The organism is Massilia sp. 05N420, from assembly GCF_056397205.1.
Genome location: NZ_JBFTMX010000014.1, coordinates 1 through 22056, shown reverse-complemented (window position 1 = coordinate 22056; position 22056 = coordinate 1). Strand labels below are relative to the sequence as shown.

Annotated in this window: 19 protein-coding genes, 1 other RNA gene and 1 riboswitch; of the genes, 17 read left to right on the top strand and 3 right to left on the bottom strand. The window is 66.0% G+C overall.

Features of this window, described 5'->3' with window-relative positions:
- The first annotated feature begins 11 nt into the window (after positions 1–11).
- Positions 12–110, top strand: a riboswitch (ZMP/ZTP riboswitch).
- Between the two features lie 97 nt (positions 111–207).
- From glyA to AC1DIX_RS10310, 11 genes are all read left to right on the top strand, one after another.
- Positions 208–1455 carry a serine hydroxymethyltransferase gene (gene glyA / locus AC1DIX_RS10360; protein ID WP_477324096.1) on the top strand — a complete coding sequence of 416 codons (1248 nt, stop codon included), beginning with the start codon at positions 208–210 and terminating at the stop codon, positions 1453–1455.
- A 30-nt stretch (positions 1456–1485) separates the two neighbouring features.
- Positions 1486–1956, top strand: coding sequence for a transcriptional regulator NrdR (gene nrdR, locus AC1DIX_RS10355; RefSeq protein WP_477324094.1), 471 nt, complete (start codon positions 1486–1488; stop codon positions 1954–1956).
- Between the two features lie 91 nt (positions 1957–2047).
- Positions 2048–2596: a type IV pilus modification protein PilV gene (gene pilV / locus AC1DIX_RS10350; protein WP_477324092.1), complete on the top strand. Its 549-nt coding sequence runs from the start codon at positions 2048–2050 to the stop codon at positions 2594–2596.
- On the top strand, positions 2593–3522 hold the full coding sequence (locus tag AC1DIX_RS10345) for a PilW family protein (RefSeq protein ID WP_477324090.1): 930 nt from the start codon (positions 2593–2595) through the stop codon (positions 3520–3522). The genes pilV and AC1DIX_RS10345 overlap by 4 nt, the downstream gene beginning before the upstream one ends.
- Positions 3519–4331, top strand: a complete 813-nt coding sequence (locus tag AC1DIX_RS10340; RefSeq protein ID WP_477324088.1) for a pilus assembly PilX family protein — start codon at positions 3519–3521, stop codon at positions 4329–4331. The genes AC1DIX_RS10345 and AC1DIX_RS10340 overlap by 4 nt, the downstream gene beginning before the upstream one ends.
- A gap of 32 nt (positions 4332–4363) precedes the next feature.
- Entirely contained in the window at positions 4364–4810 is a 447-nt protein-coding gene (locus AC1DIX_RS10335) for a type IV pilin protein (protein ID WP_442121607.1), read from the top strand.
- Positions 4807–5370 (top strand): GspH/FimT family pseudopilin, encoded by a 564-nt coding sequence (locus AC1DIX_RS10330; RefSeq protein WP_477324086.1) that lies wholly within the window; start codon positions 4807–4809, stop codon positions 5368–5370. The genes AC1DIX_RS10335 and AC1DIX_RS10330 overlap by 4 nt, the downstream gene beginning before the upstream one ends.
- Before the next feature lie 46 nt (positions 5371–5416).
- Positions 5417–6508: a bifunctional diaminohydroxyphosphoribosylaminopyrimidine deaminase/5-amino-6-(5-phosphoribosylamino)uracil reductase RibD gene (gene ribD / locus AC1DIX_RS10325; RefSeq protein WP_477324318.1), complete on the top strand. Its 1092-nt coding sequence runs from the start codon at positions 5417–5419 to the stop codon at positions 6506–6508.
- A gap of 2 nt (positions 6509–6510) precedes the next feature.
- Positions 6511–7140, top strand: a complete 630-nt coding sequence (locus AC1DIX_RS10320; RefSeq protein ID WP_477324084.1) for a riboflavin synthase — start codon at positions 6511–6513, stop codon at positions 7138–7140.
- Positions 7141–7282: 142 nt separating this feature from the next.
- Positions 7283–9247, top strand: coding sequence for a S9 family peptidase (locus tag AC1DIX_RS10315; protein ID WP_477324082.1), 1965 nt, complete (start codon positions 7283–7285; stop codon positions 9245–9247).
- 7 nt (positions 9248–9254) lie between these two features.
- The gene (locus tag AC1DIX_RS10310; protein WP_477324080.1) at positions 9255–11438 is read left to right on the top strand and encodes a TonB-dependent receptor plug domain-containing protein; all 2184 of its coding nucleotides are present in this window, start codon (positions 9255–9257) and stop codon (positions 11436–11438) included.
- Between the two features lie 37 nt (positions 11439–11475).
- Here the strand turns inward: AC1DIX_RS10310 and AC1DIX_RS10305 are convergent, their stop codons facing one another.
- Positions 11476–14340 carry a M16 family metallopeptidase gene (locus AC1DIX_RS10305; RefSeq protein ID WP_477324078.1) on the bottom strand — a complete coding sequence of 955 codons (2865 nt, stop codon included), beginning with the start codon at positions 14338–14340 and terminating at the stop codon, positions 11476–11478.
- A gap of 240 nt (positions 14341–14580) precedes the next feature.
- Between AC1DIX_RS10305 and ribBA the strand changes: the two genes are divergently transcribed.
- The 3 genes from ribBA to nusB all read left to right on the top strand — a co-directional run bounded on the left by ribBA (position 14581) and on the right by nusB (position 16738).
- Positions 14581–15687: a bifunctional 3,4-dihydroxy-2-butanone-4-phosphate synthase/GTP cyclohydrolase II gene (gene ribBA / locus AC1DIX_RS10300; protein WP_442121601.1), complete on the top strand. Its 1107-nt coding sequence runs from the start codon at positions 14581–14583 to the stop codon at positions 15685–15687.
- Positions 15688–15768: 81 nt separating this feature from the next.
- Positions 15769–16248 (top strand): 6,7-dimethyl-8-ribityllumazine synthase, encoded by a 480-nt coding sequence (ribH, locus tag AC1DIX_RS10295; protein ID WP_442121600.1) that lies wholly within the window; start codon positions 15769–15771, stop codon positions 16246–16248.
- Between the two features lie 19 nt (positions 16249–16267).
- On the top strand, positions 16268–16738 hold the full coding sequence (nusB, locus tag AC1DIX_RS10290) for a transcription antitermination factor NusB (RefSeq protein ID WP_442121599.1): 471 nt from the start codon (positions 16268–16270) through the stop codon (positions 16736–16738).
- 244 nt (positions 16739–16982) lie between these two features.
- Here the strand turns inward: nusB and AC1DIX_RS10285 are convergent, their stop codons facing one another.
- Positions 16983–17858 (bottom strand): transglycosylase SLT domain-containing protein, encoded by an 876-nt coding sequence (locus tag AC1DIX_RS10285; RefSeq protein WP_477324316.1) that lies wholly within the window; start codon positions 17856–17858, stop codon positions 16983–16985.
- 514 nt (positions 17859–18372) lie between these two features.
- On the opposite strand from AC1DIX_RS10285, the gene ubiD reads away from it, so the two are divergent.
- Both ubiD and ffs read left to right on the top strand, forming a co-directional pair.
- Positions 18373–19857: a 4-hydroxy-3-polyprenylbenzoate decarboxylase gene (gene ubiD, locus AC1DIX_RS10280; protein ID WP_477254367.1), complete on the top strand. Its 1485-nt coding sequence runs from the start codon at positions 18373–18375 to the stop codon at positions 19855–19857.
- Between the two features lie 99 nt (positions 19858–19956).
- An RNA gene (ffs, locus tag AC1DIX_RS10275) (signal recognition particle sRNA small type) lies at positions 19957–20055 on the top strand.
- 56 nt (positions 20056–20111) lie between these two features.
- Here the strand turns inward: ffs and AC1DIX_RS10270 are convergent.
- On the bottom strand, positions 20112–20792 hold the full coding sequence (locus AC1DIX_RS10270) for a hypothetical protein (protein WP_442124839.1): 681 nt from the start codon (positions 20790–20792) through the stop codon (positions 20112–20114).
- Between the two features lie 95 nt (positions 20793–20887).
- Here AC1DIX_RS10270 and dnaX point away from each other — a divergent pair.
- The coding region (gene dnaX / locus AC1DIX_RS10265) for a DNA polymerase III subunit gamma/tau (protein ID WP_477324076.1) at positions 20888–22056 on the top strand (1169 nt) is incomplete at its 3' end.

Here is a 22056-nt window from a genome sequence, read left to right as displayed (position 1 = left end):
GGAGTTCCATTTACGTCTCACGTAACTGGCGAAAACCGCCCAAGGGCGGCGAAGGTGGAGATCCACCGTGGAGCGTGAGATGTCGTTTGCCGTTCGCCTGGGCAGCCTTCGACTGGTACGCTTCGTATCGCGGCTGCCTTGTTTCTCGCTCCCGCCTTGGTTCAGCGCTGCCTGTTGCCTGGTACTCTTATCGATTGGAGTTTTTTCATGTTTGCAAAAGATCACACGCTCGCCAACGTCGACCCGGAACTGTGGGATGCGATCCAGAAGGAAAACACCCGCCAGCAAGACCACATCGAGCTGATCGCATCCGAGAACTACACCTCGCCAGCAGTGATGCAGGCCCAGGGCTCCCAGCTGACCAATAAATACGCCGAAGGTTATCCGGGCAAGCGTTACTACGGCGGCTGCGAATACGTCGATATCGCCGAGCAGCTGGCGATCGACCGCGTCAAGCAACTGTTCGGCGCCGAGGCCGCCAACGTGCAGCCGAACTCGGGCTCGCAGGCCAACCAGGGCGTGTTCTTCGCCATGCTGAATCCGGGCGACACCATCATGGGCATGTCGCTGGCGGAAGGCGGTCACCTGACTCACGGCATGGCGCTGAATATGTCGGGCAAATGGTTCAACGTCATTTCCTACGGCCTGACCGAACAGGAAGACATCGACTACGAGCAGATGGAAGCCTTGGCCCGCGAGCACAAGCCGAAGCTGATCATCGCCGGCGCCTCCGCCTTCTCGCTGCGCATCGATTTCGAGCGCTTCGCCAAGGTCGCCAAGGAAATCGGCGCCTGGTTCATGGTCGACATGGCCCACTACGCCGGCCTGATCGCCGCGGGCGAATACCCGAACCCGGTGCCTTACGCCGACTTCGTCACCTCGACCACCCACAAATCCCTGCGCGGCCCGCGCGGCGGCATCATCCTGATGAAGGCCGAGCACGAGAAGGCCATCAACTCGGCGATCTTCCCGGGCATCCAGGGTGGTCCGCTGATGCACGTGATCGCCGGCAAGGCCGTCGCCTTCAAGGAAGCGCTGTCGCCGGAATTCAAGGAATACCAGCAGCAGGTGGTCAAGAACGCCAAGGCCCTGGCCGACGCCCTGATCTCGCGCGGCCTGCGCATCGTGTCCGGCCGCACCGAGTCGCACGTGATGCTGGTCGACCTGCGTTCGAAGGGCCTCACCGGCAAGGAAGCGGAAGCCATCCTGGGCCAGGCACACATGACCTGCAACAAGAACGGCATCCCGAACGACCCGCAGAAGCCTTTCGTGACCTCCGGCATCCGCCTCGGCAGCCCGGCCTTCACCACCCGCGGCTTCAAGGAAGAGGACGCTACCAAGGTAGGCAACCTGATCGCCGACGTGTTGGACAATCCGCACGACGCCGCGACCATCGAGCGCGTCAAGCTTGAGGTCAAGAAACTGACCGAAAAGTACCCGGTCTACGCAGCATAACGCGTCAACAGCGCAGCAGCCCCGGCGACCATGAAATGTCCGTTCTGTCAGCATGAAGACACCCAGGTCCTCGATACCCGCGTATCCGAGGAAGGGGACTCCATCCGCCGCCGGCGCCGCTGCGCCCAGTGCGACAAGCGCTTCACCACCTACGAGCGCGTCGAACTGTCGATGCCGATCATCGTCAAGAAGAACGGCAGCCGTACCGAATTCGAATCCTCCAAACTGCGCGGCAGCCTGATGCTGGCCCTGCGCAAGCGTCCCGTGGCCGCCGGCGCCATCGACGCCGCCATCGCCTCGATCGAGGAAAAACTGCTGACCAGCGGCCGCCGCGAGGTCGACAGCGTCCACGTCGGCGAACTTGTGATGCAGGAACTCAAGCGTCTCGACAAGATCGCCTACATCCGTTTCGCGTCCGTCTACAAGAACTTCGAAGACCTGGCCGAGTTCCAGGAAGCCATCGCCGAAGTCGGTCCGGGTGCGAAAGCGCCCTCCAGTTAAAGTTCCGTTCGTTCGTTTGAGCCGTTCCCACGGCTGACTTGAGCCCGCCTGATAACTTCTGGTCTCCCTGATCGAGACCTGGAGGTATCGTATGCGCGGCCGTCGTGCCCTCGGCACCAGCGCCGGCTTCACGCTGGTGGAAGTGCTGGTGGCCCTGTTCGTCGTCGCCCTCGGCGTCGCCGGGGCGGCGGCCGTGCAGACCGGCGCCGTGCGCCTGGCGGACGAGGCCGCGCGCCTGTCCGACGGCCTGCGCCTGGCCGCCTCGCTGGCCCAGCGCATGCGCGCGAATCCGGTCGCGATGGCGCTGCCCGATGCCGCCAATCCCTATCTCCAGTTCGATGCCGAGGCCGGCGCGGCCATGCCGGCCCCGGTCTCCTGCCATGGCGACGCCGATTGCGATCCCATGCAGATGGCCGGCTTCGACCTCGGCGAAACCGCGGCCCTGCTGGCCAGCCGCTTTCCCGGCGCGCGCATGCGCGTGTGCCGCGACGGCCAGCCGGCGGATGCGGACGGCTTGCCGGCCTGGACCTGCACCGGAGAGCCGGGCGCGCCGGTCGCCATCAAGCTGGGCTGGCGCGGCAAACCCGGCGAGCCGGCCGCGCCGGCCGTGTTCCTGACGCTTGGGACGGGTGCGCCATGAGGCGGCGTTTCCGTCCGCCGCAGGCCGGCCTGACCCTGGTCGAGATGATGGTGGCCCTCGCAATCGGCCTGGCGGTCGTGCTGTCCGCGGCCCGCCTGCTGGGCCTGGCCAACGGCGCCTACGCCGCCCAGATGGAAAGCGCGGCCCTCGACGACGCCGGCCGCAATGCCCTCGAACTGGTCGGCCGCGCGGTGCGCCTGGCCGCGTACGCCGATCCGATGCAGCTCGACCTGTCCGCACCCGTCGACGGTTTGCCGGCCCGCCTGGCGGGGCTCGATGCGCGCTCGCTCGGCGGCACGACGGCCGGCATCGCCGTGCCCCTGGCGGCGGTGGCGAACGGCAGCGACGTGCTGGCCGTGCGCTTTCCCGGTGCCGGGACGGGCAGCGGCGACGGCAGCGTGGTCGATTGCGCAGGCTTCACGGTCGCCGCTGGCGAAGAAGGCTGGAGCATCTTCTATGTGGCGAAGAACGGCGACGGCGAGCCCGAGCTGCGCTGCAAATACCGCGGCGCCGGCAACTGGAGCGCGGACGCCGTGGTTAGCGGCGTCGACAGTTTCCAGGTGCTCTACGGCCTGGACACCGATACCCCGCGCGACGGTGCCGCCAACCGCTATGTGAATGCGGATGCGATCCGCGCGCTGGACGCGGCACTGCCGGCCGGCCTGCCGCCCCAGGAATTCAATCGCCGGACGCACTGGAAACGCGTGGTCAGCGTGCGCGTCGGCCTGCTGCTGCACGGCGCAAGGCCGACCCGGCAGGACCACGAGAGCCGCGAATATCAGCTGTTCGGGCCGCTCCACGCGGCCGGCGCGGCGAAGAGCGATGTGGGCACGGTACTGCGCGAGGATGCGCTGCCGGACAAGCTGCGGCGGCGCGAGCGCAGGCTGTTTTCCACGGCGGTGGCGCTGCCGGCGGAGGCCCCATGAGCTTGCCGTTGTCACTGCATCCTGAGCGCCGGCGCGGCGCCGCGCTGGTGTGCGCACTGGTGCTGATGCTGGCGGCCATGCTGGTGGGCATTTCGGTGTCGCGTACCGCGTTCGCGTCCATCGCCGCAGCCCGCGCCGAGCGCGAGCGCGGCCTTGCCTACGAAGCCGCCGAAGCCGCCTTGCTGGATGCCGAGCGCGATATTGGTGCGGCATCTGCCGGCGCCGATCCGGCCCGCGCAGCGCAGTTCACGCCTGCCGGCGCCGGCGGATTCGCCGAGGGATGCGGCCTTGCCGGCAGCTCGCGCGGACTCTGCCCGGCAAGCTCGCCCCCGGCCTGGCAGGCCCAGGATCTGGCGGATCCCGGCAATCCGGCCATGGTGCCTTACGGACATTACACCGGCGCGAAGATGGCGACCGGCAAGGGCTTGCTGCCGGCCCAGCCGCCGGCTTACCTGATCGAGCGGATCGCACCGCCGGGCGCCGGCGCATCCCTCGGCAGTTTCTACCGGATCACCGCGATCGGTTTCGGCAGCCAGGCATCGGCGCGGGTCGTGCTGCAGTCGGTGTACCGCAAGCCGAAACCGGCGCCGCCGGGTGGCGCATCGCCTGGCCGTGACGCCGGCGAGCCGGATGCCAGCGAGCCCGAGCCGGGCGGGGCCGGTCCGCCGGACGATGCCGGCCCGACGAACGGGGCGGGGCGGCCGAATCCTGGTCCACCCACGCCGCCCGCCGTCCAGCTACCTGCCGGACGCATCGCCTGGCGCGAAATCGCCAACTGGCCGCGGCTGCATGCCGAGGCCATCGAATGAAGAACCCAGCCAACCATGAGGAAACGAGAACCATGAAGGTGCAGCCCGGCTTTACCCTGATCGAGATGCTGATCGTGATGGCCATTCTGTCCATCCTGGCGGCGGTGGCTTACCCGAGTTATGCAAGTCACATCGTGCGGACCAAGCGTACCGAAGGACAGATCGCCCTGATCGAAGCGATGCAGCAACAGGAGCGCTACCACATGCAGCACAACAGCTATATCGCATTCTCTTCCAGCAGTGAGGACGCCCAGGCCCAGGGATTCCGCTGGTGGTCCGGCGTGAGCGCAGCGGCAAGCTTCTACGAGCTGGATGCACGCGCCTGCCCGGACCGCGATATCGCCGACTGCGTCCAGCTGCGCGCCCGTCCGGGCACCGAGAAGGTCGATAGCCGCTTCCGCGATCCGCAGTGCGGCGCCCTGACCATCGACAGCCTCGGCGTGCAGGCGGCGCAGGGCAGCGGCCGTTGCTGGGAATGAAGGCGTGGCGCCGGCGGCACGGCGGCTTTTCGCTGATCGAACTGCTGGCCGTGCTGGTGATCGCCGCCATCCTGCTGGGTGTGGGCGCGCCGAATCTGCGCGAGCTGATCCGCACCCAGCAGCTCAAGACCGCCACCGGCGACCTGTTCGCCGCCATCGGCATGGCGCGCGCCCAGGCGCTGGCGCGCGGCGAGGTCGTCACCGTGTTGCCGAAGGGGCAGGACGGCGCCGACTGGCGCCGCGGCTGGACCGTTTTCGTCGACCGCGACGGCGACCGCCAGCCCGGGCCCGGCGACACGATCCTGGCCGAGCACGGTCCGCTGGCGCAGGGCCTGGCGGTCGGCTTTTCCTTCACCACCTCGGCGCCGCCTTTCTATATCGCCTACAATGGCGCCGGGCGCAGCTGCCGCGACAGCAACCCGGCGGCGGCGCGCTATGGCACGCTGTCGCTGTTCCACGGCGGCGGCATCCGGCGTATTAAAATCAATATGCTGGGCCGGGCCCGCAGCTGCGATCCGGCGCGCGACAAGTCCTGCGACGGACCCGCCGCGCCGCCATAACGAACCGAATGAAACCAACGTGTTGATACTGAGCGATACCGAAGGCATGGCCCTGGCGCTGGAATGGGCGGCCAGGGGCATGTACATCACCGCGCCGAACCCGCGCATCGGCTGCGTGATCGTGCGCGACGGCGAAGTGATCGGCGCCGGCCACACCCAGCCGGCCGGGCAGGCGCACGCCGAAATCCAGGCCCTGCGCGACGCCCAGGCGCGCGGCAAGGACGTAGCCGGCGCCACCGCCTACGTCACGCTGGAACCCTGCAGCCACCACGGCCGCACGCCGCCGTGTTCGAGCGCGCTGATCCAGGCCGGTCTCGGGCGCGTGGTGGCGGCTATGGTCGACCCGAATCCGCTGGTGGCCGGACGCGGTCTGGCGCAGCTGGAAGCGGCCGGCATCGCGGTCAGCTCGGGCATCATGGCCGACCAGGCCTACGAACTGAACATCGGCTTCTTCAACCGCATGCGGTGCAAGAAACCCTGGGTGCGCCTGAAGACGGCAGCCAGCCTGGATGGGGCGACGGCGCTGGCGTCCGGCGAAAGCCAGTGGATCACCAGCCCGGAGGCACGCGCCGACGGCCACGCCTGGCGCGCCCGCGCCCAGGTCATCCTGACCGGCATCGGCACCGTCAAGGCCGACGATCCGCAGCTGACCGTGCGTGGCATCGATACGCCGATGCAGCCGCGCCGCGTGATCGTCGACAGCCGGCTGGACATCGATCCGGATGCGCGCATCCTGCAGGGCGAGCCGTGCTGGATCGTCGCCGCGCAGGCCGGGGCGGGGAAAAGCGCCGGGAAGGCAGCCCTTCTGCGTGCCGCCGGTCACGAAGTCATCATGCTGCCCAATAGTGCCGGCAAGGTCGATCTGCCGGCCCTGATGCTGGAACTGGGCCGGCGTGAGATCAACGAGGTGCACGTCGAGGCGGGCAGCAAGCTGAACGCCTCGCTGGTGCGCGAAGGCTGCGTCGACGAACTGCTGGTCTACCTGGCGCCGAGCCTGATCGGGCCGGGGCAGGGCATGTTCGCCCTGCCGCCGTTGGCGCAGCTGCAGGACAAATTCGCATTGCGCTTCCAGGGCGTGCAACAGGTCGGCCCCGACCTGCGCATCCTGGCGCGCTTCAATCATCAAGAGAAGGAATAAGGATGTTTACTGGAATCGTCGCTGCGGTGGGCAGCATCCAATCGGTCAAGCCGCTCGAAGGCGGTTCGTTCGCCGGCGTGCGCCTGCAGATCGAGGCCGCCGGCCTGGGACTGGACGACGTCGCGCTGGGCGACTCGATCGCCATCAACGGCGCCTGCATGACCGTGGTCGAGAAAGTTGGCAATAACTTCGCCGTGGACGTCTCGCGCGAAAGCCTGAACCGCACCGCCGGCCTGGACCAGCCGGGCGAAGTGAACCTGGAAAAGGCGCTGACCCTGGCCGAGCGCCTCGGCGGCCACCTCGTCTCGGGCCACGTCGACGGCCTCGGCACGGTGCACAGCTTCGAGCCGATCGGCGAATCCTTCAAGCTCGTCATCGACGCGCCCGTGGAGCTGGGCAAGTACCTGGCGTACAAAGGTTCGATCGTCGTGAACGGCGTTTCGCTGACCGTCAACAGCGTCGAAGACCTCGAAGCGAATGGCGAAAAAGTCTGCCGCTTCTCGATCAACCTGATCCCGCACACGATCGCCGTCACCACCCTCAAGCACCTGCATGCCGGCGCCAAGGTGAACCTCGAGATCGACCTGATCGCGCGCTACGTCGAGCGCATGCTGTCGGCCGCCAAGGCCTGATCCGCGCCCGGCGCCTGCCGGGCGGATTTTCTCCGAATACCCCTCAAATGGCGTAGACTGCCTGCTGGCAATAAGTCCAGTAGGCAGGGCATTCGCTCGCCTGTATTTACCGCAGAATAAAACAGACACAGGGGACCCCAGGATGAAGCATACGGAATACATCGAATTGAAGACGGTACTCAAGGGCGCGGCGCTGGTCGCCCTGCTGACCGCGGCCGGGCTCAGCTCGGCGGAAGGCATGCGCAGTTACCGCTCGCTGGCGATTTCCGGCAACGGCGAACGCCTGGCCGCGATCGAGGCCAGCGAAGGCGAAGCGAAGACCGGCCCGCGCATCGTGGTGCGCGACACCGCGACCGGCAAGATCGTCTCGACCTTCGTACAGTCCGATTGCATCCAGTGCCGCATCGAGGCGCCGGTGTGGTCGCCGGACCAGAAGGCGATGGCCTTGATCAGCACCGATGCGAAAGCCGGCACCGCCACCGTCAACGTGCTGCGCGACGGCAAGCTGACGCCGGTGGCCGTCGTCAAGGGCGTGGCGAACACCGTGCGTTGGTCGCCGGATGGCCGCCAGCTCGCCTTCCTCGCCACCGTCGGCGCCAAAAAGCTGACCGGTGCGGTGGAGGCGGGTGCGCGCCAGATCGGCGAGATCGGCATGGCCGAACAGGAAGACGAACAGCGCATCGCCGTGGTGTCGAGCGGCGGTGGCGACTTCAAGCTGGTGTCGCCAAGCGATACCTTCATCTACGAATACGACTGGACCCCGGACGGCAAGGGCTTCGTCGTCACCAGCGCCAAGGGCAATGGCGACAACAACTGGTGGATCGCGACCCTCGGCCATGTCGAGCTTGCTACCGGCAGCCTGCGCGTGCTGGCGGCGCCGAAGATGCAGATGAACATGCCGCACGTGTCGCCGGATGGAAAGACGGTCGCCTTCATCGGCGGCCTGATGAGCGATTTCGGTTCGGTCGGCGGCGACGTCTACACGGTCTCGATCGACGGTGGCGAGCCGGTCGACGTGACCCCGGGCTTTGCCGGCACCTTCAACGGCATCGCCTGGCGCGGCACGCAGGTGATGGCCTCCGTGCTGGCCGGCGCCGACGCCGCCGTGGTCGCGGTCGACCCGGCCGCCAGGAGCAGCCGGGTGCTGTGGAAGGGCCCGGTCACGGCCTCCGCCTCGCGCGACGGCCGCTTCGCGTTCAGCGCCGACGGCAAGGTCGCGGCTTCGGTGCATGAGGACTACGAGCACGCGCCGCGCATCGTCGCCGGCCGCCTGCCGGAGATGAGCCCGATCACCCACGACAATGATGCCTTCGGGCCGGTGGTGTCCGCGCAAAGCGTCGCCTGGACCAACGAGGGCTTGAAGGTGCAGGGTTGGCTGGTCGGTCCGCGCCAGCTCGACGCCGGCAAGACCTACCCGATGATCGTGCAGGTGCACGGCGGTCCCGCTGCGGCAGCTACCCCGCGCTACATCTCCGGTGGCGAGGGCGGCAACGCGCTGGTGCGCGAACTGGTCAAGGAAGGCTATTTCGTGTTCATGCCGAACCCGCGCGGCAGCTACGGCCAGGGATCGAGCTTCACCAGCGCCAACCGGAAGGATTTCGGCGGCGGCGACTGGCGCGACATCCTGGCCGGCGTCGACGCCGCCATCAGGCAGGCGCCGGTGGACGGCAAGCGCCTGGGCCTGATGGGCCACTCCTACGGCGGCTTCATGACGATGTGGGGCGTGACCCACAGCCAGCGCTTCAAGGCCGCGGTGGCCGGCGCCGGCATCGCCAACTGGATCAGCTACTACGGCCAGAACGGCATCGACCAGTGGATGGTGCCCTTCTTCGGTGCCACCATGTACGACGACCCGGCCGTGTACCGCGCGGCCTCGCCGATCGAGTCGATCAAGGCCGCGAAGACGCCGACCCTGATCTACGTGGGCGAACGCGACGTCGAGTGCCCGCCGGCGCAGTCGCTGGAGTTCTGGCATGGACTGAAAGCGATGGGTGTGCCGACCACCTTGGTGATCTATGAGGGGGAGGGGCATGCTTTGCGCAAGCCGGAGCACCAGAAGGACCTGCGCGCGCGCGAAATCGGTTGGTTCAACAAATATCTGAAGTAAGCACGAGATGAAAAAGCTTTTACCTGCCGCCTGCCTTGCCATGTGCGGGGCCGGCGGCGCCTTCGCGCAAGACAGCGTCAAACAGGAGCCCGTCAAGGCCGAAGGCCAGCCGCAGCAGGTACTCGTCAGCGGTACCCGCGCCGACGATACCGAAACCCGCCGCCTGTCCACAGCGTCGAAGCTGGTGGTGGGGCGCGAGGAGCTCGAACGCAACGGCGACACCAGCCTCGGCGAAGTGCTCAAGCGCCTGCCCGGCATCACGATGTCCGGCGCGCCGGGGACCGGCGGCAGCGTCCAGATGCGTGGCCTCGGCAACGGCTACACCCAGGTGCTGGTGAATGGCGAGCGTCCGCCGCCAGGTTTTTCGGTCGAATCGATTCCGCCCGACCAGGTGGAGCGCATCGAGATCATGCGCGGTGCGGTTGCCGACCAGAGCACCCAGGCGATCGCCGGCACTGTCAACGTCATCCTGCGCCAGGGCTACCGGCAGAAGGACACGCAGCTGCGCATCGCCGACAATATCCAGCAGGGCCGCCATGGCGCGAATGTGTCCGTGACCGTGCCGGGAAAGCGCGGCCAGCTCACGTGGACGCTGAACGCCACCGTGTCGGAAAGCCGGCCGCACACCGATGTCACCGCCCGCGACGCCGACCTGCTGGCCGACGGCAGCTTTCAACGCTTGCAGCTGATCCGCAGCTATGGCGAGGGCAGGTCGCGCGCGCTGAACCTGGCGCCGCGCCTGTCCTGGAAATTCGACAACGGCGATACGCTGAACTTCCAGCCCTTCGTATCCGCCAATCGCAACCACAGCGTGAACGACGCGCCGGTCGACCAGGTCGTCGGCGTCGTTCCGCCGGAGTTCGTGCTCCAGCACGCGGACGCGCGGACGACCGGGACGATGGCGCGCGGCCTTGGCGACTGGACCCACAAGATGGACAGCGGCGCGAAGCTGGAACTCAAGTTCAGCGCCGGCATCAACCGCAGCGACAGCGACAGCCTGCGCAACAACTACGGCGAAGGCGGCACGCTGAATCGGGTCCTGAGCGACGTGGATCGCGAGCGCCAGCGCAGTTTCTCGAATAGCGGCAAGTACAGCCGCCCGCTGGGCGAAGGCCATCACTTCGCGGCGGGCTGGGACGGCGAGGCCGGGCACCTGGCGCTGGTCCACCGGGCCGAAGGCGACAACAATCCCCTGTACGAGGCCTCAGGCGCGAACCTGTCCGCCGACACCCGCCGCCTGGCCCTGTTCGCACAGGACGAGTGGGACATCACCAGCCAGTGGTCCGGCTACCTGGGCCTGCGCTGGGAAGGCATCCGCAGCACCAGCGACAGCCCCGGCTACGCGGTGAAGAACACCAGCAGCGTATGGAGCCCGGTGCTGCACACCGTGTACCGCATTCCCGGTTCCAAACGCGACCAGGTGCGCGCCAGCCTGACCCGGAGCTACAAGGCGCCCGTTCTGGACGACCTGATCGCGGCGCCTTCGTTCACCAGCGATAACCACCCGACCCGTCCGGACCGCACCGGCAATCCGAATCTGAAGCCGGAACTGGCAACGGGCATCGACCTGGCCTATGAGCACTACCTGAGCCGCAGCGGGATCCTGTCGGCCAGCGCCTTCCTGCGCGACATCGACGACCTGATGCGTCGCCAGACGGCGCTGCAATCGACCAGCATCGGTCCGCGCTGGGTGTCGACGCCGGCGAACATCGGCCATGCTGTTACCCGCGGCGTCGAGCTGGAAGCCAAGTTCCAGCTGGCCGAAGTGCTCGCCGGGGCGCCGGACCTGGACCTGCGCGCCAATTACAGCCGCTACTGGTCGAGCGTCGACGACATCCCTGGACCCAATAACCGGCTCGAGCGGCAGGCCAGGCAGACCGCCAACTTCGGTCTCGATTACCGCGTGAAGAACGCGCCGCTGACGGTTGGCGGCAACCTCAACTGGACGCCACCGACCGTGGTCCAGAGCAGCGTGGCCGAGCTGTACACGACCGGCATGAAGCGCCAGCTCGACCTGTATGGATTGTGGAAGTTCAGCGCCAATACGCAGTTGCGGATTTCGGGGAACAACCTGCTGCCGCGCAGGTATGAGACTGCGCGGGTGGATGATCTCGGTGAACTGGTGCAGGCGCTGGATACGTCGGTGCGCACTTACACGACGCTGGCTGTGCGGCTCGAACTGAAGATCTAAGGAAGCTGGGTGGGCACTCCATACCCACCCAGCGAATTCACTGCGGGGCCTTCTGCGTTCCCGCTGCAACGGCTACCTGCGCCGCCGCCTTCTCCGGATTCAACACCACCTGCACGTAGTTGTCCGGCTTCAGGTAGCGCTGCGCCGCCGCCTTCAGGTCCGCCACGCTCAGCTTCTGCACTTCCTTGTCGAAGGTGAGGATGGTGGCCGGGTCGGTGCCCTCGGTCAGCGAGGTCTGCAGCGCGGCCAGCCAGTAGCCGTTTTCCTTGAGCGACTTGCGGTAGGTCTGCAGCCAGTTGGTCTTGACCTTGTCGAGGTCGGCCTGGTCCGGGCCCTGGGTGCGCATGCGCTCGATTTCGGCGAAGGTTGCGCTGAGCACCTTGTCGACGTTTTCCGGACCGGTCGGCAGGGTTACGCCCACCGTGTAGTGGCTGTAGGGGATGCGCGTCATCGAGGCTTCCATGCCGCCGCCGTAGATCAGGCCCAGCTTCTCGCGCAGCACGTCGATGATGCGGATGTTCATCACCTCGGTCAGGGCCGACAGGCGCAGCTCTTCGAGCTCGTTGACCTCGGCGGCGCCGGTGAAGGTCAGCGAGACCGTGCTCTTGTCTTCCGAACCGCTGTTGACTTCCTTCTTGACCACGCCTTTCACGGGGCGGATGCCGAGGTCGCGGAAAGCGACCGGAATGCTAGGGGTCGGCAGGCTGGCCAGGTAGGTGGACAGCAGGGGCTTGATGGCGTTGACATCGAAGCTGCCGACGAAGATGAAGGTCAGGTCCTTGGCGCTCGAGAAGCGCTGGCGGTAGATGGCGATCGCGCGGTCGAGGTCGATGCTGGCGAAGTCCTCGGGCTTCAGGGCGCGCGGGGCGCGCGGATTGTCGCCGTACAGGGTCTTGACCAGCACGTCGCCGAACAGCGCGCCCGGCTGCGAGGCGCGGTTGCGCGCCAGTTCGATCTGCTTGCCGATGAAGGATTTGTACAGGTTTTCGTCGCGGCGCACGCCGGCGAACTTCAGCCACACCATCTGCAGCATGGTCTCGATGTCGGTGGCGCCCGCGGTGCCGGCGACCACGTCGGTGTTGTTGCCGAGGCCGGCGCTGACGGCGGCCGCCTTGCCGGCCAGGATCTTGCGCATGTCGAGGGGCGAGAAATCCTTCAGACCCATCGCGGCGACGATGGTGTCGGCGTAGCGCGCGTTGAACATGTCCTTGGTGTCGAACAGGCTCTGGCCGCCGAAGCGGGCGGCGCTCATCAGCACCTGGTCGTTGCGGAAGCTGGTCGGCTTGAGGATCACCTTCACGCCGTTCGACAGCACCAGGCTGGTGGTGCCGAGGCGCTCGTCGCGGCTCTCGGCGACGATGCTGCCGGGAGCGGGCGGGTGGTCCATCAGCTGCGCCGCCACCGCCTTCTCGTCGTGGGCCTTGACGTCGCGGCGTTCGGCGGCGGCGACCGCGGCCAGCAGCTGCTCGCCGGTCGGTATCGCTGCGGCTTCCTTGGCCGGGCCGGTATAGATCACCAGCTTGCCCGAATCGGCGGGGATGGTGCGGCGCGCGTAGGCGTTGATCTCCCCGACCGTGATGCCGGGCAGGAGTTCGCTCACGTAGCGGTATTCGTTCTCGATGCCGGGGATCGATTCGCCTTCGAGGAAGTTGCGGATGTATTCGGCGGCCAGGCCGCCCGAGTCGGTCTTGTCGCGTTCGTTCCAGGCGCGCTCGTAGGTGCGCATCACGCCTTTCTTCATGCGATCGAGTTCGGCCTCGCTGAAGCCGAAGCGGCGCGCGCGTTCGTTCTCCTGCACCAGGGCGTCGATCGCCGGGTTGGCGCCGCCTTCGCCCAGCGCCGCCATTGCGTTGTAGGAGCGGTAGCGCGGCGTCAGGCGGCCCAGCGCGCTGCTGGCGCCCATGAAGGGCGGCGAGGGCAGCTGCGCCAGTTCGGACAGGCGCTGGTTCAGCATGCCGGCGAACAGGCCTTCGACCAGCTGCTCGCGGTAGCCGCCGATGGTGGCGCGCTCGCTGAAGGGCATCACCGGATAGCGGATCAGGACCGAGGCCGGGCCGGCTTCCTTGTCGGTCACGACCAGCGCCTCGGTTTCGAGACGGGGCGGGATCTGGGCATAGGCGCGCGGGCGCGGCGAGGCCGGGTTCTTCAGGCTGCCGAAGTGGCGCTTGATCAGCTGCTCGGCCTGGACCGGGTCGATGTCGCCGACCGCCACCACGGCCATCAGGTCGGGACGGTACCAGTCGCGGTAGAAGCGGCGCAGGGCCTCGGGCTTGAAGCTGCGCAGGGTGTCTTCCTTGCCGATCGGGAGGCGCTCGGCATAGCGCGAGCCGTTGTACATCTTCGGCATCAGGACCTTCTGCATGCGGTCGCCCGCGCCTTTGCCGAGGCGTAGTTCTTCGAGCACGATGTCGCGCTCCTTGTCGATGTCGGCATCGTTCAGGGTCAGGCCCTGGGCCCAGTCCTGCAGCACCTGGAAGGCTCTGTCGAGATCCTGCTTGCGCTCGGCCGGCACCGGCAGCACGTAGACGGTTTCGTCGAAGGAGGTGTAGGCGTTCAGGTCGGCGCCGAATTTCACGCCGATCGACTGCAGGTAGGACACCAGCTCGTGCTTCTTGAAATGGGTCGAACCGTTGAAGGCCATGTGCTCCGTGAAGTGGGCCAGGCCCTGCTGGTCTTCGTCCTCGAGGATGGAGCCGGCCTTCACCACCAGGCGCAGCTCCAGCTTGTGCTCGGGCTTGCGGTTCTTCTGGATGTAGTAGGTGAGGCCGTTCGACAGCTTGCCGACCTTGAGCTGGGGCGCGACCGGCAGTGGGGCATTCAGGTCGAGGCTCGCAGCGACAACCAGCGGCGAGGTGAGCAGGATGGCGGTGAGCAGGGTGGTGCGGGCAAGGCGGACGAACATGCGAGATGCTCCGGTTGAGCAATAAAAAATCATTCTACCCTGCGCAGCCCGCAGCACAGTGGTTGTCGAACACCATAGTTGCACCGAAAGAGTGCAGTGATCGTTGTCAATATGCAACAAGCTTCCGAGCCCGGCGGCGGCCGGCTGCGCCCCGGGCTGCGATTGCCGCCATCCGGCCCGGTGCAAGGCTGGCAAATCCATTAAAATAGCGGGTTTCCGCACTGCCCCCGAGGAACCCGCATGCCCATGTCCACCACCCAGGAAATCGTCGACGAACTGCGCGCAGGGCGCATGGTCATTCTGGTCGACGAGGAAGACCGTGAGAACGAGGGCGACCTGGTGCTCGCCGCCGAACACGTCACGCCCGAAGCGATCAACTTCATGATCCGCCACGCGCGCGGCCTGGTCTGCCTGACCCTGTCGGAAGAGATCTGCGACCGCCTCGAACTGCCGATGATGACGACCCGGAACGGTACCTCCTTCGGCACCAATTTCACGGTCTCGATCGAAGCGGCCGAAGGCGTCACCACCGGCATCTCGGCGGCCGACCGCGCCCGCACCATCCAGGTGGCGGTGGCGAAGAACGCGAAGCCGGAAGACCTGGTGCAGCCGGGCCACATCTTCCCGCTGCGCGCAGTGAAGGGCGGGGTGCTGATGCGCGCCGGCCATACCGAGGCGGGCTGCGACCTGACCGAGATGGCGGGCCTGACGCCGGCTTCCGTGATCTGCGAGATCATCAAGGAAGACGGCACCATGGCGCGCCTGCCGGACCTGCTCGAGTTCGCCGAGGAGCACAAGCTGAAGATCGGCACCATCGCCGACCTGATCCACTACCGCAGCCAGACCGAATCGCTGGTCGAGCGCGTGGCCGAGCGCCAGCTGTCGACCGTGCACGGCGAGTTCAAGCTGGTCGCCTTCCGCGACAAGCCGAGCGCAAGCGCCCACCTGGCGCTGGTGCACGGCACGCCGGAAGCCGACAAGGAAACCCTGGTGCGTGTGCACCAGCCGGTCTCGATCGTCGACCTGCTGGACAACCGCGCCACCTCGCACTCGTGGAACCTGTCGACGGCGATGCAGGCGATCAAGGCGGCGGAAGCTGGCGTCATCGTGCTGCTGAACTGCGGCGAGACGGCCGACGAGCTGTTCGCCCAGTTCGCCGACAAGTCGGCGCCGCGACAAGGCGGCCGCGCGGCGAATCTCGACCTGCGCACCTACGGCATCGGCGCCCAGATCCTCAAGCAGGTGGGCGTGTGCAAGATGAAGCTGCTGGCGAATCCGCGCAAGATGCCGTCGATGGTCGGCTTCGACCTGGAAGTCACGGGTTACCTGGCCAAGCCGGAAGCGTAAACATCGAGCGTATCAGGCGCGAGCGATGCGCCTGACGCGCTACCATTCAAACATTTACAGTAAACAGAAAAAGAGGCAGCCATGACGGTAGGAACTTTTGAAAGCAATATGCAGGGTGAAGGCCTGCGCATCGGGATCGTGCAGGCACGATTCAATGCCGACGTCGGCCATGGCCTGCTGTCGGCCTGCCTGGCGGAGCTGAAGCACCTGGGCGTGGCGGACGAGGACATCCTGCACGTGACCGTGCCGGGCGCCCTGGAAATCCCGCTGGCCCTGCAGAAGATGGCCGAAACCCAGCAGTTCGACGCCCTGATCGCACTGGGCGCCGTGATCCGCGGCGAGACCTACCACTTCGAGCTGGTCTCGAACGAGTCGGGCGCCGGCATCACCCGCATCGGTCTGGACTATGGCATGCCGATCGCCAACGCCGTGCTGACCACCGAGAACGACGAGCAGGCCGAAGCGCGCATGGCCGAGAAGGGCACGGACGCCGCCCGCGTCGCCGTCGAGATGGCCAACCTGCTGCTCGGCCTCGACGAGCTGCAGGCCGAAGAAGAATAACCGGTAGCAAGGTAAGAACATGATTGACAAGAGCATTCACGCCAACCCGAACAAGAACCGTACGCCGCGTCACCGCGCGCGCGAGTTCGCGTTGCAGGGCCTCTACCAATGGCTGCTGAACAATGAGCCGGCCTCGACGGTCGTCAACCACATCCGCGCCGCCCACGGCTTCGACAAGGCCGACGCCGAGTACTTCACCGAGCTGCTGAACGGCACGATCGCCCAGTCGGTCGAACTGCGCGAGACCCTGGCCCCGACCTTGGACCGTCCGATCGCCGAACTGTCGCCGATCGAACATGCGGTACTGCTGCTGGGCGCCTGGGAGCTGAAGAACAAGATCGAGATCCCGTACCGCGTCGTGATCAACGAAGCGGTCGAGCTGACCAAGTCCTTCGGCGGCATCGACGGTCACAAGTACGTGAACGGCGTGCTGGACCGCCTGGCGGGCAAGCTGCGCCCGGACGAGGCGGCGGCGGACGCAAAGCGCTGATTGCCGTACCGCACTATATATATGTGCACAAGTGAAACGCCCCGGGAGACCGGGGCGTTTTTTTTTCACCCGTCGTTCCCGCACAATCCCTCGTCGTTCCCGCGCAGGCGGGAACCCAATTTTGTTCGCGATCCGCCGGCCAGCTTGGAGTCCCGCCTTCACGGGAATGACGTGCGCGAAAAAAAGAAGGCCACCGAGGCATGCGCCCACAGTGGCCTTCGACCAGGGATCGGTACGTCGAAGCTTACAGTCCTGCCACGGTATCGCCGGACTGGCTGGCGCCACGTGCGGCTTCGATGGCGGCGTTGTCGACCTTGGACGGGGCCGGCGCGGATTTCTGGGCCAGTTGCGGCGCAGGGGTGGACGGCGTGAAGATCGGCACATTCTTGCCGCTCGCGACCTGCTTCAGGCGGCGGTACTCGGCCAGCACCTTGTTGCCGTAGCCCGAGTCGTCCTCGAARGCGGCGGCGCCGACGTAAGTCTTCAGGCCGCCTTCCACGGAACCGGTGCGGGTCACGTAGTCCTTCAGGATCTGGGCGCCGACACGGATGTTGGCCACCGGATTCAGGGCGGCCTGCTTGCCGCCGACTTCGTCGAACTTGTCGCTGTGGACCTTCGACATCACCTGCATCAGGCCCTGCGCGCCCATCGGGCTTTCCGCGAAGGGATTCAGGCCCGATTCGATCGCCATCACGGCCAGGATCAGCAGCGGGTCGAGCTTGATCTCGTGCGCGGTGCTGTAAGCGGTGGCGACCAGCATGTTGGCGGCGTCACCGGCGACCCGGTAGCGGCGCGACAGCCATTCGGTCACGTACTTCTGCTGGCGCGTGGCGCGCACGCCCTGCTTGTCGTCGCTGTTGGCGATTTCGACGGCCTCGGCGCCTTTGGCGGCCTCGGCGCCTTTGGCGGCCTGGGCTTGCGCCGGGGCAGCCGCGACCTGCACGGTCTGCTGCGGGCTCAGGAAGTCCGACACCCGTTTTGCCAGATCGGGGCGGTTGTACAGCAGGGCAATCATTGCTACTGCAGATAGACCAAATACGGTCAGGGTATGTTGTGCGGTCGTTACGATACCGCGTGCCGCTTTCGTCACGGAAGACCACGTGACTGGCTGGCTGGCCATCTGTTGGACAAGCTTTGCGCTCGTGCCGATGAATCGATGGATCATCGTTTCTCCTTTGTCGCGGAAAAAGCGGCCCCGTGCGGCGACAAAGCGCTGCTGTTCAGGGTACTAATGCCGTGCATCAGAAACCGTCCGTCGCCGCGTATAGCGGTCGAGGAACGCCGTCATTGCTTGCTACAGCCGGGCAGCGCTGCGATGGAGGTGCCCGGTGGCTAACAACTGTCTCGGGGTTGGTAGGACAGACGTCCTGAGAAAACACTCCTAAATAATGTCGTTGGGGCCCCGACCCCGTGAAATAATGAGACCGGCTAAAATCACGTCCTGGACGGGCCTGTCTCACTTGGTAGGCCGGATTGTAGAAGCTGGTTTATATCAAGTCAATACTAGCACTATCGTGCGTTATAACTTTTATGTCTAACGTTTTCTGACTGACTCATCAATTCTTTGGCAAATCAACTACTTGCCGTCGATTGTTAGCCAAGCTCAAAAGATGTAAAAAAGAATGAAAAAATAGATGAACTATTCGGATTTGCGAGATTTTATTGCCAAGTTGCAAGGGATTGGCGAATTAAAGCGTATTTCGGTGCCCGTATCGCCGAACCTTGAGATGACTGAAATCTGCGACCGGACCCTCCGTGCCGCCGGGCCTGCTCTCCTATTTGAACAGCCGACCGGCTACAAGGTTCCCGTGCTCGGCAACCTGTTTGGCACACCGCAACGGGTGGCATTGGGCATGGGGGCCGATAACATTGCTGAGCTCAGGAAGATCGGCCACGTGCTGGCGCGCTTGAAGGAACCGGAGCCGCCCAAGGGCTTCAAGGACATCATGGACCTGGGCTCGCTCGTGAAGGCGGTTTGGGATATGTCGCCGAAGGAAGTGAAGGGCGCGCCCTGCCAGGAAATCGTCTGGGAGGGCAAGGACGTCGACCTCGGACGCCTGCCGATCCAGCATTGCTGGCCGGGCGACATCGCTCCCCTGATCACCTGGGGCCTCGTGATTACCAAGGGCCCGCACAAGAAGCGGCAGAACCTGGGCATCTACCGCCAGCAGGTGCTGGGGCCGAACAAGGTCATCATGCGCTGGCTGGCGCACCGCGGCGGCGCCCTCGATTTCCGTGAGCACTGCATCGCCAACCCTGGCAAGCCCTATCCGGTGGCGGTGGCGCTGGGCGCCGACCCGGCCACCATCCTGGGCGCGGTGACGCCGGTACCGGACACCCTGTCCGAATACCAGTTCGCCGGCCTGCTGCGCGGCCAGCGCACCGTGCTCACCAAGGCCATCGGCAGCGAGCTGCGGGTGCCTGCCGCCGCCGAGATCGTGCTGGAAGGGCATATCTATCCGGACCAGACGCATCCCACCGGCTTCGAGCATGCGCTGGAAGGCCCGTATGGCGACCACACCGGCTATTACAACGAGCAGGACTGGTTCCCGGTATTCACCATCGACCGCATCACCATGCGGCGCGACCCGATCTACCACTCGACCTATACCGGCAAACCGCCCGACGAGCCGGCCGTGCTGGGCGTGGCGCTGAACGAAGTCTTCATTCCCCTGCTGCAGAAGCAGTTCACCGAGATCACCGATTTCTATTTGCCGCCGGAAGGCTGCAGCTACCGGATGGCGGTGGTGCAGATGAAGAAGCAGTACGCCGGCCACGCCAAGCGCGTGATGTTCGGGGTCTGGAGTTTCCTGCGCCAGTTCATGTACACCAAGTTCATCGTCGTGGTGGACGAGGACGTCGACGTGCGCGACTGGAAGGAAGTGATCTGGGCCATCACGACCCGCGTCGATCCGACCCGCGACACGGTCCTGGTCGACAACACGCCGATCGACTACCTCGACTTCGCGTCCCCCATTAGTGGACTCGGCAGCAAGATGGGCATCGACGCCACCAACAAGTGGCCGGGCGAGACCAACCGCGAGTGGGGTACGCCTATCGTCATGGCGCCGGAGGTGAAGAAGCGGGTGGACGACATCTGGCAGCAGCTGGGGCTGTAAGGCCGGGGCAGGCATCCGCCGCGCATATGCCCTATATATATATATATGGCTTTGATCGCCGGTTTGCCCGCCGGCGCATGCTCGGTTATAATGATTGCTGGCGGGCCCCTGCGCATTGCGGCATGGTTTACCTGGTCAGGTCGGGAACGAAGCAGCCAAAGCCGTTCACCGCAAGTGCCGCAGATCAGGCTCGCCACCTCATTCAGAACGACAGCTGCCCCGGCAGCTGTTTTCGTTTGTGCCGTCGGTGTTCTTCAATCCGAATCGATTTCCGCTTCGAAGGGCCGCTCCGACAGCATCACCAGCGGGTTCTCCTTCAACAGGTCGCCGTCCAGCTTCAGCCTTACCTGGTTCTTCGCGTCGCTGGCATAGCGCCGCTCGCCGCCCTTGGCCTTGATGGTCAGCTGGGCCGGCTTGTCGAACTTGAAGATCACCGATTTCATGGTCGGCACGAACATGCTGAGGGCGCCGGCCACCTTGCCGATCGCCGCATTCGACTGCGGGACGGAGCCCATCACCGTGGCGTAATTCCATTGCGCGGCTTCGGGCAGGACGGCGCCGATGTCGAAGCTCAGGCTCATCTTTTCGCCGTTCGGCAGGCTGGTCCAGATTTTCGCGTCGTCCGCCAGCCACTGCGGATTCGGAACGATGCGCGCACGGCCGGCGGCGTCGAGCGGGAAGGGCGTGCGGCTGGCGCCGTCGACCACCACCAGCTTCGCGTCCGGCGGCGCGATGGCCTTGTTGACCGGGACCAGCCGGGCATACAGGATCACCTTGTCGCGCTCGCCGGCCGGCAGGGCGTAGAACTTGTCGGCCTTGACGGTCTCGACCAGCTTGCGGTACGGGATCCACTCGCGTTCGCCGGCGGCCTGGGCGGAAAGCGTGAGCGACAACAGCAGCGACGACGACAGTACAGCGGCGACAAGTGTTCTCATATTTTCCACATTGAAATAAAAACATCAGTGTAGGGGAATTCCCGATGAGCGTCTAATGTTGCCGCTCCTGCCCCGGTCTACGGTAAAATCCCGGTATGTCCTATCAAGTCCTCGCCCGCAAATACCGTCCCAGGAACTTCGAAACGCTGGTCGGCCAGGAGCACGTCGTCCGTGCCCTGACCCATGCGCTACGTACCGGACGCCTGCATCACGCCTATCTGTTCACCGGCACGCGCGGGGTGGGCAAGACGACGCTGTCGCGTATCCTGGCCAAGTCGCTCAACTGCGTCGGCCCGGACGGGCAGGGCGGGATCACGGCCGAGCCGTGCGGGGTCTGCGAACCCTGCCGCGCGATCGACGCCGGCCGCTTCGTCGACTATGTCGAGATGGACGCGGCATCGAACCGCGGCGTCGACGAGATGGCCCAGCTGCTGGAACAGGCGGTGTACGCGCCGAGCAATGCGCGCTTCAAGGTCTATATGATCGACGAGGTGCACATGCTCACCAACCACGCCTTCAATGCGATGCTGAAGACGCTCGAGGAACCGCCCGAGCACGTGAAATTCATCCTCGCGACCACCGACCCGCAAAAGATCCCGGTGACGGTGCTGTCGCGCTGCCTGCAGTTCAACCTGAAGCAGATGCCGCCGGGCCACATCGTCGGCCACCTGGAAAACATCCTCGGCCAGGAAGGCGTGACGTTCGAACAGCCGGCCCTGCGCCTGCTGGCCCAAGGCGCCCACGGCTCGATGCGCGATGCGCTGTCGCTGACCGACCAGGCGATCGCCTACGCCGCAGGCGCCGTCACCCTGGACGCCGTGCAGGGCATGCTGGGTGCGCTCGACCAGTCCTACCTGGTGCGCCTGCTGGACGCGCTGGCCAGACAGGATGGCGCCGACCTGATGGCGGTGGCCGACGAGATGGCCAGCCGCAGCCTGTCCTATAACGGCGCGCTGCAGGACCTCGGCACGCTGCTGCACCGCATCGCGCTGGCCCAGACCGTGCCGACCGCGGTGCCGGAAGATCTGCCGGAGCTTGGCGACATCCAGCGCCTGGCGACCGTCTTCGATCCGCAGGAAGTGCAGCTTTTCTACCAGATCGCGGTGCACGGCCGTAACGAGATCGGCCTGGCGCCGGACGAGTACGCCGGCTTCACCATGACCCTGCTGCGCATGCTTGCCTTCCGCCCGGGACAGGGCGGGGCCGAGCAGGTGGCCAGCCCGGCGCCGGCCGCGATCGCGCGCGCGATGCCGCAGGCCCAGGC

Bases quoted from the DNA above. Each gene is read 5' to 3' on its own strand.
- glyA (WP_477324096.1), top strand. From the start codon at position 208: ATGTTTGCAAAAGATCACACGCTCGCCAACGTCGACCCGGAACTGTGG.
- nrdR (WP_477324094.1), top strand. From the start codon at position 1,486: ATGAAATGTCCGTTCTGTCAGCATGAAGACACCCAGGTCCTCGATACC.
- pilV (WP_477324092.1), top strand. From the start codon at position 2,048: ATGCGCGGCCGTCGTGCCCTCGGCACCAGCGCCGGCTTCACGCTGGTG.
- AC1DIX_RS10345 (WP_477324090.1), top strand. From the start codon at position 2,593: ATGAGGCGGCGTTTCCGTCCGCCGCAGGCCGGCCTGACCCTGGTCGAG.
- AC1DIX_RS10340 (WP_477324088.1), top strand. From the start codon at position 3,519: ATGAGCTTGCCGTTGTCACTGCATCCTGAGCGCCGGCGCGGCGCCGCG.
- AC1DIX_RS10335 (WP_442121607.1), top strand. From the start codon at position 4,364: ATGAAGGTGCAGCCCGGCTTTACCCTGATCGAGATGCTGATCGTGATG.
- AC1DIX_RS10330 (WP_477324086.1), top strand. From the start codon at position 4,807: ATGAAGGCGTGGCGCCGGCGGCACGGCGGCTTTTCGCTGATCGAACTG.
- ribD (WP_477324318.1), top strand. From the start codon at position 5,417: ATGGCCCTGGCGCTGGAATGGGCGGCCAGGGGCATGTACATCACCGCG.
- AC1DIX_RS10320 (WP_477324084.1), top strand. From the start codon at position 6,511: ATGTTTACTGGAATCGTCGCTGCGGTGGGCAGCATCCAATCGGTCAAG.
- AC1DIX_RS10315 (WP_477324082.1), top strand. From the start codon at position 7,283: ATGAAGCATACGGAATACATCGAATTGAAGACGGTACTCAAGGGCGCG.
- AC1DIX_RS10310 (WP_477324080.1), top strand. From the start codon at position 9,255: ATGAAAAAGCTTTTACCTGCCGCCTGCCTTGCCATGTGCGGGGCCGGC.
- AC1DIX_RS10305 (WP_477324078.1), bottom strand. From the start codon at position 14,340: ATGTTCGTCCGCCTTGCCCGCACCACCCTGCTCACCGCCATCCTGCTC.
- ribBA (WP_442121601.1), top strand. From the start codon at position 14,581: ATGCCCATGTCCACCACCCAGGAAATCGTCGACGAACTGCGCGCAGGG.
- ribH (WP_442121600.1), top strand. From the start codon at position 15,769: ATGACGGTAGGAACTTTTGAAAGCAATATGCAGGGTGAAGGCCTGCGC.
- nusB (WP_442121599.1), top strand. From the start codon at position 16,268: ATGATTGACAAGAGCATTCACGCCAACCCGAACAAGAACCGTACGCCG.
- ubiD (WP_477254367.1), top strand. From the start codon at position 18,373: ATGAACTATTCGGATTTGCGAGATTTTATTGCCAAGTTGCAAGGGATT.
- AC1DIX_RS10270 (WP_442124839.1), bottom strand. From the start codon at position 20,792: ATGAGAACACTTGTCGCCGCTGTACTGTCGTCGTCGCTGCTGTTGTCG.